Origin of the sequence: Flavobacterium xueshanense, from assembly GCF_900112975.1 — a bacterium.
Classification (GTDB): domain Bacteria; phylum Bacteroidota; class Bacteroidia; order Flavobacteriales; family Flavobacteriaceae; genus Flavobacterium; species Flavobacterium xueshanense.
The window spans coordinates 58,929-73,952 of sequence record NZ_FONQ01000014.1 but is presented as its reverse complement, the minus strand read 5'-3'; the positions used below and the strand labels follow the sequence as shown (position 1 = coordinate 73,952).

Genomic DNA, 15,024 nt, shown 5'->3' with positions numbered 1-15,024 from the left:
TAATTCTAAATCAAAAAATAAAAAATCGTAATGTATAAAAAACATCAATTTGGAACATAAAATAAATCCAGTTTCGGCTCCTTCTCCTTCGAAGAGGGCTGGTGAGGGGAGACCTTCATTCTCCATATACGACGCATCGGCAGGTTCCGGAAAAACGTATGCGCTTGTCAAAGAATACCTGAAAATTATCCTTGTCGCGCCCAAAAATGATGCCTACCGCAATATTCTCGCCATTACGTTTACCAACAAAGCGGTACACGAAATGAAAAGCCGAATCGTAGGTAGTTTATCCGAATTTGCCAAAGATGAACCCAGCGATAAAGCGCAGGATTTAATGAAGGATTTGTTGAACGGAAAACGGAAAGAAAATAATCCTGAAGAATGGAGTGAAGAACCAATAGGACTTTCTATTATCCAAATCAAAACCAAATCACAGCAAATCATTAAGCATATTATTCATAATTATGCCGCTTTTGATATTTCGACCATTGATAAATTTACGCATAAAGTCATTCGGGCTTTTGCGCACGATTTGAATTTACCAATGACTTTTGAAGTCACTTTAGATACTGAAAATTTATTGATTGAAGCCGTCGATGCCATCATCGCGCAAGCCGGAGAAGATGAAACATTGACTAAATTACTCATTGATTTCACGATGGAAAAAACCGATGACGATAAATCTTGGGATATTTCCCGTGAAATTCTCGAAACCGGTCGCTTGGTTCTTAATGAAAATAATCGAAACGAAATCACGCATTTTCAAGATAAATCCATCACTGAGTTTGTCGAAATTAAAGCCAAATTAACTCAAGCCTGCAAAGATTTAGAAAAGCAAACCATTGTTTTTGCAGAAGAAGCCTTGACTTTAATCGATAAAAACGGGATTGATGTAAAATCCTTTTCCAGAGGCACTTTTCCAAATCATATCAATAGTATTCAGCAAGGGAAATTCAATCTCAAGAATAAAACTTTTCATGAGTTTGATGATGTAGCAATCAATAAAACAGCCAAAGATCGAGTGATTATTGAGAATTTGATTCCTGAATTTTTGCAAATTCTGACTAAAGTTTATTCAGCTTTCGAAAAGATAAATTTCTATAAAGCATTCCTCAAAAACATTACGCCTTTATCATTGCTAAATACGGTGAGTAATGAATTGGCCAAAATTCAGGAGGAACAAAATGTACTTTCCATTTCAGAATTTAATGCGATTATCCATCGCGAAATTCAAAACCAACCAGCTCCTTTTATATACGAACGATTGGGCGAGCGTTACCGTCATTTTTTTATAGATGAATTTCAGGATACTTCCGAAATGCAATGGCAAAACCTGATTCCGCTGATTGATAATGCGCTTTCGGGTCAGGATGATTTTGGAGTAAAGGGAACTTTGATGATTGTGGGCGACCCAAAACAATCTATTTACAGATGGCGAGGTGGAAAAGCGGAACAGTTTATTGAATTAAGTAAAGACCAAAATCCGTTCAATAATCCAGATAAAAGACTCGAACATTTAGATAAAAATTACCGCTCTTATTCACAGATAATCGAATTCAACAATGATTTTTTTAAACTGTTGTCTAATGAATTTGAACATTTGGATTATAAAGATTTATACGAAAATCACAGCCATCAAAAAACCAATGATAAAACCGGTGGCTACGTAAATATTTCTTTCATTCCAAAAGTGGAGAAAACAGAGTGTAATTCCGAAGATTCGGGTGATGAAGGAACGATTGATAAAACCGATTTATATGTTTTAGCAACTTTAAATACGATTCAAAAAACATTAAAACAAGGCTTTCAGTACAAAGATATTGTGATTCTGACTCGGAAACGAAGCCAAGGAATTGCGATTGCGAATTATCTGACCGAGCAAGGAATTCCACTTTTGTCATCGGAAACATTGATGATTCAAAATGCTACTGAAGTTCGATTGATTATTCATTTATTAAAGTACTTGAAAAACAGTTCTGACTTAGAATCTAAAGCAAACTTTCTTCAATATTTAGCGCAAAACAGTCAGGATAAATTACTGATTCACGATTTTATTGCTCAAGGAATGGCATTATTTCAGGAAACTGAATTCGAAAATTGGTTGATGAGTTTTGAAGTTTCGCTTTCATTTCAAAACATTCGAAAAAAATCATTGTACGAAGCGGTTGAAACTATAATAGCAAAGTTCCTCTTCCCGGTCCTCTCCAAAGGAAAGGGAGACTTAGTAGTTAATCAGATGGATAAAGCCTGTTTTATTGAATCAAATAAATTTGGATACATGACGGGCGGAAATTATTCTCATCTTTCAATCGATAAGGCTAAAGCGATGAGGAAAGAACCAACACATGCGGAGAAAGTTCTTTGGATGGAGTTTAAATCTAAATCATTAGAAGATTATAAATTCAGGCAGCAACATCTCATTGATGATTTTATTGTTGATTTTGTTTGTTTGTCAAAAAAACTAATTGTTGAAGTAGATGACGAATACCATTTTACTGAAGAGCAAATTCAAATTGATAAAAATAGAACAAACACTTTAAATATATTAGGGTATAAAGTCATTCGATTTACAAATGAGCAAGTTGTAAAGAGTATTTCAGATGTTTTGAATAAAATAAAAGAAGAGTTAATTCTACAAGAAACTTTTCTAAATTCCAGTTCTCCAGTTATTGCTCCCTCCCCTTCGGGGAGGGTTGGGGAGGGGAATGCTTACGTCCAATATTTTCTGGACATCGTTCTCGAGCGGGACATTCGAAACCAAGCAGGAATATCTGATTTCTTGAATTTCTGGGATAAAAATGCCGAGAAATTCAGTATTCCTTCGCCGGAAGGGACTAATGCCGTTCGGATTATGACAATTCATAAATCGAAAGGATTGGAATTTCCAGTCGTGATTTTTCCTTTTGCCGAGGAGGATTACAACAGAAAACCGAAAGACAAATTATGGCTGAATGCTGAAGAACAGGATTTCGGTTTGCCTAAAGTTTTAATTGATAACAGCAGTGCGGTAGAAGGATTTGGCGAGGAAGCGGTTGAGATTTACAATCAAAAAAAGCAGGAAGAATTATTGGATAATGTCAATGTTTTGTATGTGGCTTTGACAAGAGCTGAAGAGCAGTTGTATGTGATTTCGAATATGAATTTATCCAGTAAAGGCGAAATTCCAAAGAATAATATGTGTAGTTTTTTCATTAATTATTTGGATAACAAAGGTGAATTTGATGAAGATAAATTGGAATATGAATTTGGAAATGCAACAAAATTATCTTCCGCAAAACCACACATTGATACTTCAAAAACAATTCCTCTCGTGTCTGAAATTCTAAATCCAAAGAATATAAAAATTGCGCAACGAGAGGCATTAATGTGGGGAACTCATCAACAGGAAGCTATTGAATATGGAAATGTAATTCATGAAATTCTGTCTTTTGTCAAAACGAAAAACGATATTGATTTGGCAATTACAAAGTCTATTGAAAACGGATTGATAACTTTTGGTCAAAAAGAAACAGTTTTGAATACAATTCAGGAAATTGTCAATCACAGTGAATTAGAAATTTGTTTTGCCGAAGGGAATGAAGTTTTGAATGAGCAAACTATTATTCAAAAACAAGGAAAAAGCATTAAACCGGACCGAATGGTTTTAACAAAAAACAAAGAAGTTTTGCTGCTGGATTATAAAACAGGAACACATAATGTGAAATACCAACAGCAATTGGAAAATTATCAAACAGCAATTGAGTTAATGGGTTATAAAGTGGCAAAAAAAGTACTTATTTACATCGGAAAAGAAATCGATGTAGTAAATTTGTAGCCTAAATAATGAATAATTCGCAAAATTGAACTTTAAAAAACATCAAAAATGTACGGAAAAATAAAAGAACATCTTCAAGCAGAATTACAAACCATTGAAGATAACGGAATTTTCAAAAAAGAAAGAATTATAACTTCACCTCAAGGAGCAGAAATCACTATTTCTACAGGAGAAACTGTTTTAAATTTTTGTGCCAATAATTATCTTGGATTATCATCGCACCCAGAAGTGATTCAGGCTGCTAAAGACGCTTTGGATACTCATGGCTTCGGAATGTCATCGGTTCGTTTTATTTGCGGAACTCAGGATATTCACAAAACATTGGAGAAAAAGATTTCTGAATTTTACGGAACCGAAGATACTATTCTTTATGCTGCCGCTTTTGATGCTAACGGTGGAGTTTTCGAACCCTTATTAGGAGAAAATGATGCGATAATTTCAGATAGTTTAAATCACGCTTCCATTATAGATGGTGTTCGTTTGTGTAAAGCTGCTCGTTATCGTTATGAAAATAGCAATATGGAAGATTTGGAACAACAATTAATTAAAGCTACTGAGGCAGGAACTCGTTTCAAATTAATTGTTACAGATGGTGTTTTCTCTATGGACGGTGTTGTAGCTCCGTTGGATAAGATTTGTGATTTGGCCGATAAATATGACGCGATGGTTATGGTAGACGAATGCCATGCTGCCGGATTTATTGGAGCAAATGGAAAAGGAACGCTCGAGGCAAAAGGTGTAATGGGAAGAGTTGACATTATTACCGGAACACTAGGAAAAGCACTTGGAGGAGCAATGGGAGGTTATACCACCGCTAAAAAAGAAATTATCGAAATATTGCGTCAGCGTTCCAGACCGTATTTATTCTCTAATTCTTTAGCACCTGCAATTGTAGGAGCTTCTATTAAAGTTTTTGAAATATTAGAAAGAGATACTGTTTTACGGGATCAATTAGAATGGAATATTAATTATTTCAAACAGGGAATGAAAAAAGCAGGTTTTGATATCATTGATGGTGATTCAGCAATTGTCCCGGTAATGCTTTATGATGCGAAATTGTCCCAAACGATGTCAAATGAGCTGTTGAAAAGAGGTATTTTTGTTGTAGGCTTCTTTTTTCCTGTTGTGCCTAAGGATAAAGCAAGAATTAGAGTACAACTGTCTGCAGCCCACACAATAACGCATTTAGATAAGGCAATTAACGCATTTATTGAGGTTGGAAAAATGTTAAATGTTGTATAATTCCCACTTTTAAACATGATTGTAGGTTTTTTTTAACAATTCATTTTGTAGTTTAAAATTTACGTACTACTTTTGTATGTAATTAACTAAATTGTAATTAAAAAAATTAAGTATGAAACATCTTAACAAAATTTTAGTTGCTGTGATGATGGTGATGGGTTTAAGCTCTCACGCACAAGACAGTAACAATCCTTGGGCTATCTCTTTTGGAGTTAATGCCGTTGACACTAGAACTAGTGCTGGTGGAGGACATAATTGGCTAGATCGCCATTTTTCTCAACCATTTGCTGTTAAAGACAATTGGAACATCCTTCCTTCAGTATCTTACCTTAGTGTATCTAGATTCGTAGGTGATAATTTTTCTTTCGGTTTGTCTGGATCTGTGAACAAAATTGATAAGTACGTAAAATTTGCACCTGGAACTGTTGGAAGCGATTCTCGTGGATATGTAGTATCTAATCCTGGAGATTTGATGTACTATGGTGTTGATGCAACTATCAAATATAGTTTTATGAACTTGATTAGTTCTAAAGTAATTGATCCCTCTTTATCTATTGGTGGAGGATATACTTTCTTTGGTGATAGTAGCTACGGAACTTTAAACCCAGGTGCTGGTTTGACATTATGGTTTACTGATAATGTAGGTTTAGAACTTGCAACAAGGTACAAAAAATCTTTTGGAGATAGAGAAGATGCAGCTGGTGTTCCAGATGCTCCATCACATTTCCAACATTCAGCAGGTCTTATCTTCAAATTTGGTGGTAAAGATACTGATGGTGACGGAATTTATGACAAAGATGATGCTTGTCCTGAGGTTGCTGGTTTAAAAGAATTCAACGGTTGTCCTGATACTGATGGAGACGGAATTCAAGATAGTGCTGACGAATGTCCAAATGATTTTGGTCTAGCTGCATTAAACGGATGTCCTGATACTGATGGAGATGGAATTGCTGATAAAAATGATGCATGTCCTACAGTTTTTGGTTTAGCTGCATTAAATGGCTGTCCTGATGCTGACGGTGATGGAATTGCTGACAAAGATGACAAATGTCCTACTGTTGCAGGTCCTAAAGAAAACGGTGGATGTCCATGGCCAGACACTGATGGAGATGGTGTTTTAGATAAAGATGACGATTGTCCTACTGTAGCTGGTCCAGCTAGTAATAGAGGATGTCCTGAAGTAACTACTGAAGCTTTAGACAATCTTAAAATTCAAGCTAGAGCAATCTATTTTAATTCAGGTAAAGCTACTTTCAAAGCTGGAGATGTTCCAGCTAGATTAGATGCAATGGCAAATATTCTTAAAAATTATCCTAACGCTAAATTCAGCGTAGAAGGACATACTGATAGTGATGGTTCAGATGCTTTCAATCAAAAACTTTCTGAAGATAGAGCTAACGTTGTTAGAGAAGCTTTGTTAGAAAGAGGTATTAAAGCTGAAAACTTAAATGCTGTAGGTTTTGGTGAAGGAACTCCGGTTGAAACAAACAAAACTGCTGCTGGTAAAGCAAAAAACAGAAGAACAGAAGTTATTTTGCAAAAATAATTTCCTTCAAAAATTTTTAGAAAACGCCTCGATTTATCGGGGCGTTTTTTTTATTTTTATAAAATGACAAATACTTCTTTTTTAGATAAAATAGCTTCGGTTTTAATTGAAAATTATTCAGAGAATCTTTCGAATACCATTATAGTTTTACCAAACAAACGAGCTAAAATATTTTTGATTGAAGCGTTGAGAAATCAAGTTAACACTAATATTCTTTCTCCCGAAATTATAAGTATTGAAGATTTTGTTCAAAACATAGCTGACATCCGTACTGTAGATCCAATCGAATTATTATTTGAATTCTACGATGTTTACTTGTCTATTACCGATAAAGCAAACCAACAGTCCTTTGAATTGTTTGCCAATTGGGCCAAAACACTATTACAAGACTTCAATGAAATAGACCGTTATTTATTAAAACCATCTCATGTACTTTCGTATCTGAAGGATATTGAGGATATCAAAAAATGGGGGATCGAAGTCGAAAATAAAACTGCCTTATTAGAGAAATATATTGATTTTTGGAAGTTACTTCCCAATTATTATCAATCCCTTTATGGTCATTTGCTAAATAAAGGAATCGGATATCAAGGGCTCATTTATCGGGAGGCTGTTAAAAATCTCAATCATTTTACAAATTCTATCATAGACAAACAATTTGTTTTTGCTGGTTTTAATGCATTGAATGCCGCAGAAGAAAAAATAATTCAACACCTTATTGCTTCTGATCAGGCCAAAATATATTGGGATGTAGATCAAACCTTTCTCAACGATCCCTATCATGATGCAGGACTTTTTGTACGCCGTTTTAAAGAGAGTTGGAAGCATTATAAACTGAATCCGTTTGAATGGATTGTCAATGATTTTTCGCAGACTAAAAACATTCAGGTAATCGGTACGCCAAAAACAATTGGTCAGGCCAAAATCACGGGAAGTATTATCGAAAATGTTATCAATGGAAATCCGGAAGGGAAACTTGATAAAGTGGCGATCGTACTTGGTGAAGAAAATCTTTTGGTGCCGCTTTTATATTCTTTACCGTCAACTGTTGGGGCTTTGAATATTACTATGGGGTATTCAAGCAAAAACAATCCAGCCCAAATTTTGATTGCCAAATTGTTTAAAATGCATACGAATGCGTTGTCTAGAAATGCTAAAAGTTATGTGTTGTATTACAAAGATGTTTTGGATATATTGACGCATCCTTTGGTGGAGCCTTATGCAAATACGAATGTATTAGTAAAGATCATTAATCAAAATAATTACACATTTATCACCCATTATAAATTGATGGAATTAGCTGTAGTTCCAAGTGAGTTGTTTCTGTTGTTGTTCCAAAAATGGGAAAATGGTTCAATTCCGGTATTACAGACTATTTCTAAATTATTGCAAACCATAAAAGAAAATTTAAGCAACGACAACGAAGAAGAAAAAATCACCAAGTCTTTTGTTTTTGCCATTTTCAAAGTCATCAATAAACTAATTAATTATTATTCGAAACACCTAAATATTGATAAAATAGAAACGCTTTATGCCATTTACAAACAAGTAATTGATTTGGCTGAAGTTTCTTTTGAAGGAGAACCTTTAAATGGTCTGCAGATTATGGGAGTGTTAGAAAGCCGTGTTTTGGATTTTGACACCGTTATTGTCACTTCGATGAATGAAGGCAAGTTTCCGGCTGGTAAATCACAAAATTCTTTTATTCCGTATGATGTGAAACGCGAATTGGGCTTGCCAACATTCAAAGAAAAAGATGCCATTTATACCTATCATTTTTATCATTTGTTACAAAGAGCGAAGAATATCTATTTAATTTATAATACGGAAAGTGAAGGTTTGGATGCGGGTGAAAAAAGCCGATTCATCACGCAACTGGAAGTTGAAAAGCAAAAAAATCATACTTTATCGCACGAAATTTACAATGCAGTTTTACCCGAAACAGCGTATCAACCGATGGTTATTCCAAAGTCAGCAAGTGTGATGGTGCGACTGAAAGAAATTGCCGAAAAAGGATTTTCTCCATCGGCATTGACGAGTTATATTAGGAATCCGATTCAGTTTTATTTCCAGAAAATTTTGCGCATCAGCGAAGTTGAAGAAGTCGAAGAAAATATTGCCTTAAATACTTTGGGAACCATTATCCACGAAACGTTGAGGGTTTTATACGAGCCTTTCATTGGTGAATTCATTTCCGAAAATGATATTTTAAAGTGTTTCAAACAAATTGATGCTGAGGTCTTAAAGCAATTTAAATTAGTTTACAAAGAAGGCGAAATCAAAAAAGGAAGAAATTTATTGGCGTTTGAAGTCGCCAAAAGAAACGTTTCGAATTTCCTGAAAGTAGAATTGGAAAGCATCAAGAATGGCGACGCAATAAAAATTATTGCTTTGGAAGAAACTTTTGAGCGGCCCTTACAACATCCTAATTTGCCTTTTCCGGTATTGATAAAAGGTAATGTGGATCGTATTGAAGAACGTAACGGAATCATTCGAATTATCGATTATAAAACCGGAAAAGTAGAAAAAGCAAGCGTCACGTTGAAATCCTGGAAAGGATTAACAGAAGATATTAAAAGCGACAAAATCATTCAGGTGCTCGCGTATGCTTATATGTATGAACACGAAGCGAAAGGAAAACCAATTGAAGCGGGAATTATCTCTTTTAAGAATTTAAAAGCAGGTTTTCTTCCGTTTAATTTTAAAGTAGACAAAGAAATAAATTCAGTTATAAATGAACAAATTTTGAGTAATTATCTGGAGCAAATGGTCCTTTTATTGAGTGAAATTTTAGATGAAAGTATTCCTTTCAAAGAGAAAATAATTTAGATAGAATTCACGATCAGAAAATTAGCGAACATATTCGAGTTTTACAAAAGTACTTTGACGATAAACATGTCAATAAGTGTTTTGGCATGGATTTTTGGAGGATTTGAAACCTTCAAGTACGTGCTTATTATTTTTGGTTTTTGTATCAGTATTTTGATAAAAGAAGTGAATGCTAAAAATGAATACCTGTTTTATTACAACAACGGAATCTCAAAAATGCAATTGTTTGTGTATGGTTTTCTGATGAATTGTGTTTTTTCGATGGTGCTGATTTTATTCATTAATCTAGTGCTGAAACTCATATGACTAAAAATATTTTAGAAGTAGACAGTGTTCAAAAACAATATGATGGGAAAATCATAGTTTCTGATGTGTATTTAAAATGTGAAACTGCTGATATTATTGGTGTTTTAGGGCGAAATGGCTCCGGTAAATCTACTTTGTTAAAAATCATTTTCGGAATTGTTGCAGCCGATTTTAAATTTGTTCGGGTGGATGGCGTAGTGAAATCAAAAACAAGCGATTTGATTAACGAAATAAGTTATTTACCTCAGGATAATTTTATTCCAAGTTCATTTTCGATAAAAAAGACGATTCAATTGTCTATTTCCAAAGATAAATTACAAGATTTTTATGCCGACGAAATGATTCAATTGATGCTGAACAAAAAAATAAAGCATTTGTCGGGGGGCGAATTACGGTATTTAGAAATTAAATTAATCCTGAATAACGCGTCAAAATTTGTTTTATTAGACGAGCCTTATAATGGTTTGTCGCCAATCATGATTGAAAAGATAAATGAATTAATCACTGCAATGTCCAGTGTAAAAGGAATTATTATCACGGATCATAATTATGAAAATGTGATTAAAGTCTCCACAAAACTAGCGTTGATGAAAGAAGGGAAAATGCACCATTTAAAAGACAAAAGCGAATTGGTTGAAAAAGGGTATTTGAAATCAGGAATGATTTAAATGCTTTTGAAAAAAGCCAACAATACGGTTAATAATTGGTCTTGATTTTCAATATGACTCATGTGTCCGTCCGGAAAAGTGACCAGTTTCACTGCGGTGTTTTCAATTTGTTCTTTGGTTTCTTCGTAATTTAAAACTGGATCTTTTTCGCCCAGAATCAATAATTTTGGATAGGGTGTAAGATGCAACAAAACTTCCCGATCTTGTCTTATTTTCATTCCTTCAAGAGATGCAACGATTCCTTGTAACGGTGTTTTTAAAGCTTCTTTTTTTACGCTTTCTATTTCTGATGAAAGTCGTTCTCTGTTGGATTCACTAAATAAATTAGCGATAGAAAGTGAAACAAAGTTCATAAAAGATTGTTTTACTGCTTTGATAGCGCGGTCCCTATTTATTTTTCGTTCCTCGCTGTCGGCTCTTGCGGTCGAGTTTAATAAAACCAATCCTTTTATCATGTCGGGATACAATTCGGCGAAAGCCAATGCGACATAACCGCCCATAGAATGTCCGACAAAAACGGCCTTTCGGATACGCAAATCCGATAAAACAGCATGAACCGCATCCGCATTATCTTCCATCGTTTGGACGTAACTCAAACATTCCGTTTCGCCATGTCCCAGCAAATCAATGGTGATGACACGGTTTTTTTTAGCAAACTCCGGAATATAAAAATCCCACATGCCTTTGTTTTCCAGAAAACCATGAAGAAAGACAATAGCGGTTCCTTTCCCGGTATCGGAATAGGAGATGTTGGTGTTTTTAAAGAGAATTTGTTTCAAAATGAAAATTTAGACTACAAAAGTAGTATTTTATTTTTTTAACCATTTAAGAAATATAAGCTCATGTAAGCAATTCATGAATGCGCTTGTATTAAAAATAGTATATTTGAGAAAAGCATTTTATAAATATGAACAGACTTGTTATTATTGGAAACGGATTTGATTTGGCGCATGGATTACCAACTTCTTATAAGGATTTTATTGATGATTATTGGAGAGGCGTTTGTAAAACTAAAGAAAGAAAGTTAGAATATGATAATGATAATTTTGTTAAATTATCATGTGAATTAGGAAGTATGTATAGTGATTTGGATTTTGAAGCTTTTAATAATATAAGATCATACAAAGAATTGATGACTCTTGTTGAAAGAAATAAAGAAAAAGGTTATGGTTATTTTGAAGTCAATTTTAAAAATTCATTTTTTAAAATAATTTGTGATAATTCAATTGAAAATTGGGTAGATATTGAAAATGAATATTACAATAAGTTAAAAATAATTGTGAAATTAGCTTCTTTATCAAATAGAGAAAAAAAGGCACAAACAATTATTCTAAACAAAGAATTTGAACAAGTTAAAAATCTTTTAGAAAAATATTTAAAAGAAAAAATTGAAGAACAATATGATTTTACGTTGTTTAGAGATAATCCCATTCAAGATATTCTCTTACCAGAATTAATAAACAGATTTGACGAGAAAGAATTTCTAAATGAATTTCAAAATAGTGATCAATTATATGTTAAAGAATTTCTGCAAAAAGCACAAAAAAATTATGATCTCACGACTTTTTTTTTAAATTTTAATTACACAAAATTAGTACAAGAATATTTTTATGGATTTGCATATGCTAAACAAATAAATTACATCCATGGTAAACTAAACGATTCTATAAATAGAGTTAATTTTGGTTTTGGAGACGAAATGGACGACGATTATAAAATGATTGAAAACATAGATGATAATGAGTATTTAAGAAATTTTAAGTCTTTTCAATATCTACAAAGTTCAAATTACAAACGTCTTTTAGATTTTGTTGAAAGTGATAAGAAATTTCAAGTTTATATAATGGGTCATTCTTGCGGATTATCAGATAGAACTATGCTTAATACAATTTTTGAACATCCAAATTGTATATCAATAAAGGTTTTTTACCATCAAAAAGAGAATGGAACTGATAACTACACTGAAATTATTCAAAATATATCAAGACATTTTAATAAAAAGAAATTAATGAGAGAAAAGATTGTAAACAAAACACTTTGTCAACCTTTACCACAAATTCAACTTCCTTTAAAATAAAAACGGCTTCCATTTCTGAAAGCCGTTTATGAAATTTAAAATCGTCTGTCGCCATCGAGCATGATTCCTAATCCGCCTAATAAACTGCCTTCATCGCGACTGTTTCCGCCAGCTCTTGGTGCAGATGCGATGATCCTGTCCGCGAGTCGGCTGAAAGGCAAGGATTGTACATAAACTGTTCCCGGGCCACGAAGCGTGGCATAAAATAAACCTTCGCCACCAAAAATTGAATTCTTGATCCCGCCAATAAACTCAATATCGTAATCGACATCTTTGGTAAAACCTACGATGCAACCCGTGTCGACTTTTAGGATTTCGCCTGCTGCTAATTCTTTTTTGGCCAATGTTCCGCCGGTATGTACGAATGCCAGACCATCGCCTTCTATTTTTTGCATGATAAAACCTTCGCCTCCAAACAATCCGCGCCCCAGTTTTTTAGAGAATTCGATTCCCACTGAAACGCCTTTAGCGGCACAGAGAAAGGCATCTTTTTGGCAAATGAATTTTCCGCCAAATTGCGTTAAGTCAATTGGGATAATTTTTCCGGGATATGGTGAGGCAAAGGAAACTTTGCTTTTAGTATTGTTTTGATTGATGAACGCGGTCATAAAAAGACTTTCGCCGGTCAGAACTCTTTTTCCGGCACTTAAAAGTTTGCCGAACAATCCGTTTTCTTGTCCGGAACCGTCTCCAAAAATAGTTTCCATTTGGATATTATTGTCCATCATCATAAAACTTCCGGCTTCGGCAATTACAATTTCCTGTGGGTCCAATTCTATTTCTACATATTGCATTTCCTCGCCGTATATGTGATACTCTATTTCGTGTGCTTGCATGATTTGTGTGTTTTAAGTTTTTAAATAATTCGGCAGCAAGATTATAAAGTTACAGCTTTAAGATGGATTTTGGAATTGATGTTTTGGAGTTATAAATTTTCTCGTTGAAGTGCGCAAGGGATAATAGCGGAAAGCCCACAGTCTCGTCTTTTTGGACGAGACGAGGACTTACTTCACGTTGTGTTTATTTTCATAGAAGTTCAGTGAATTTCATTTGCAGCGAATAGCCCGACGCAGCCGGAGTTTACGGAGGCTGGGTTGCGCCCAAAAAAAATCGGTTCACATTGCTGTAAACCGATTTCCTTGTAAGTTTTTGAGGAATTAACTGTTCATTAATTCTTCGATTTCGTCTACTTCAATTGGGATATTACGCATCATGTTAAATGGTTCGCCGCTTTCCTGAACGATGATATTGTCCTCCAGACGGATTCCGAAACCTTCGGCAGGAATGTAAATTCCAGGCTCTACGGTGAAAACCATATTGGCTTGCATGGGTTCGGTCAGGATTCCGTAATCGTGCGTGTCCAATCCCATGTGGTGTGATGTTCCGTGCATGAAATATTTTTTGTAAGCGGGCCATTCCGGCTTTTCGTTTTGTACATCGGCTGTGTCAATAAGGCCTAAACCTAGCAATTCTGAAGTCATTAATTTCCCAACTTCGATATGATATTGTTTCCAAAGTGTGCCTGTTGTCAGCATTTTAGTCGCTTCGTTTTTTACACGTAAAACGGCGTTGTACACTTCTTTTTGTCTTTTGGTATACGTTCCTGAAACCGGAATGGTACGCGTCATGTCACTGGAATAATTCGCATATTCAGCAGCAACATCCAGTAAAATCAAATCACCGGCTTTGCATTGTTGATTGTTCTCTATATAATGCAATACATTAGCATTGTTACCGGAAGCAATAATTGGCGTGTAAGCGAAACCTCTGGAACGGTTGCGAATGAATTCGTGAATTAGCTCGGCTTCAATTTCGTATTCGGTTACATTTGGTTTCACGAAAGGCAATATTCTTCTAAAACCGAGTTCCGTAATATTACAGGCTTTTTGGATTAAATCCAGTTCTTCGATTTCTTTTACAGAACGAAGGCGTTGTAATATCGGGTTACTTTTTGCAACAGCATGCGCCGGATATTTCTCTTTCCACCATTTTACAAAACGGGCTTCGCGAGTTTCAGTTTCTACTGTAGCGCGGTAATGCTCGTTGGTATTGATGTAAATCGTGTCAGCGTGAGTCATCATCTCAAATAAGACTTTTTCAAATTCCTGCAACCAATACACAGTTCTTATTCCTGTTACTTCAAAAGCACGTTCTTTAGTCAGTTTCTCGCCTTCCCAAATCGCAATGTGCTCACTGGTTTCTTTCAAGAATACCATTTCTCTTTGGTGCTCGTAAGGCGCATCCGGGAAAAGCAATAAAATGCTTTCTTCCTGATCTACTCCGCTCAGATAAAAGATGTCGCGGTGTTGTGCAAAAGGCAACGTACTATCTGCAGAAACGGGATAAATATCATTAGAATTGAAAACAGCGACGCTGTTTGGCTTCATCTGAGCCATGAATTTTTCTCTATTTTTTATAAATAAATCTCGGTCAATTTGATGGTATTTCATTTGTTGATTTTTATTGTTTTTTATGGGTCATGTGTAATTCGCAGAGCGCCAGTATTGGTTTTGATACCATTCCTGGCTACGCTTATTTCATT

10 protein-coding genes are annotated in these 15,024 nt (G+C 34.7%); 7 read left to right on the top strand and 3 right to left on the bottom strand.

Going from position 1 to position 15,024, the window contains the following annotated elements; genetic code table 11:
- Positions 1–61 precede the first annotated feature (61 nt).
- The 6 genes from BMZ76_RS12600 to BMZ76_RS12575 all read left to right on the top strand — a co-directional run bounded on the left by BMZ76_RS12600 (position 62) and on the right by BMZ76_RS12575 (position 10,405).
- Positions 62–3,814 carry a UvrD-helicase domain-containing protein gene (locus BMZ76_RS12600; protein WP_244281813.1) on the top strand — a complete coding sequence of 1,251 codons (3,753 nt, stop codon included), beginning with the start codon at positions 62–64 and terminating at the stop codon, positions 3,812–3,814.
- A gap of 48 nt (positions 3,815–3,862) precedes the next feature.
- The gene (gene kbl, locus BMZ76_RS12595; RefSeq protein WP_091207181.1) at positions 3,863–5,056 is read left to right on the top strand and encodes a glycine C-acetyltransferase; all 1,194 of its coding nucleotides are present in this window, start codon (positions 3,863–3,865) and stop codon (positions 5,054–5,056) included.
- A gap of 112 nt (positions 5,057–5,168) precedes the next feature.
- Positions 5,169–6,602: an OmpA family protein gene (locus tag BMZ76_RS12590; RefSeq protein ID WP_091207178.1), complete on the top strand. Its 1,434-nt coding sequence runs from the start codon at positions 5,169–5,171 to the stop codon at positions 6,600–6,602.
- Between the two features lie 63 nt (positions 6,603–6,665).
- Entirely contained in the window at positions 6,666–9,431 is a 2,766-nt protein-coding gene (locus tag BMZ76_RS12585) for a PD-(D/E)XK nuclease family protein (protein WP_091207175.1), read from the top strand.
- A gap of 66 nt (positions 9,432–9,497) precedes the next feature.
- The gene (locus BMZ76_RS12580) at positions 9,498–9,737 is read left to right on the top strand and encodes a hypothetical protein (protein ID WP_091207173.1); all 240 of its coding nucleotides are present in this window, start codon (positions 9,498–9,500) and stop codon (positions 9,735–9,737) included.
- Positions 9,734–10,405 (top strand): ATP-binding cassette domain-containing protein, encoded by a 672-nt coding sequence (locus BMZ76_RS12575; protein ID WP_091207171.1) that lies wholly within the window; start codon positions 9,734–9,736, stop codon positions 10,403–10,405. Before BMZ76_RS12580 ends, BMZ76_RS12575 begins: the two co-directional genes overlap by 4 nt.
- On the opposite strand, the gene BMZ76_RS12570 is transcribed toward BMZ76_RS12575, so the two are convergent.
- A complete protein-coding gene (locus BMZ76_RS12570) occupies positions 10,402–11,184 on the bottom strand; it encodes an alpha/beta fold hydrolase (protein ID WP_091207169.1) in 783 nt (260 codons plus the stop codon). The genes BMZ76_RS12575 and BMZ76_RS12570 overlap by 4 nt on opposite strands.
- Positions 11,185–11,312: 128 nt before the next feature.
- Here BMZ76_RS12570 and BMZ76_RS12565 point away from each other — a divergent pair, with 128 nt between their 5' ends.
- The gene (locus BMZ76_RS12565) at positions 11,313–12,482 is read left to right on the top strand and encodes an AbiH family protein (protein ID WP_091207165.1); all 1,170 of its coding nucleotides are present in this window, start codon (positions 11,313–11,315) and stop codon (positions 12,480–12,482) included.
- Positions 12,483–12,517: 35 nt separating this feature from the next.
- Here the strand turns inward: BMZ76_RS12565 and BMZ76_RS12560 are convergent, their stop codons facing one another.
- Both BMZ76_RS12560 and BMZ76_RS12555 read right to left on the bottom strand, forming a co-directional pair.
- Complete coding sequence (locus BMZ76_RS12560; protein WP_091207162.1) at positions 12,518–13,318, bottom strand: TIGR00266 family protein; 801 nt, start codon at positions 13,316–13,318, stop codon at positions 12,518–12,520.
- A gap of 321 nt (positions 13,319–13,639) precedes the next feature.
- Positions 13,640–14,932, bottom strand: coding sequence for an aminopeptidase P family protein (locus BMZ76_RS12555; RefSeq protein ID WP_091207159.1), 1,293 nt, complete (start codon positions 14,930–14,932; stop codon positions 13,640–13,642).
- Positions 14,933–15,024: the final 92 nt, after the last annotated feature.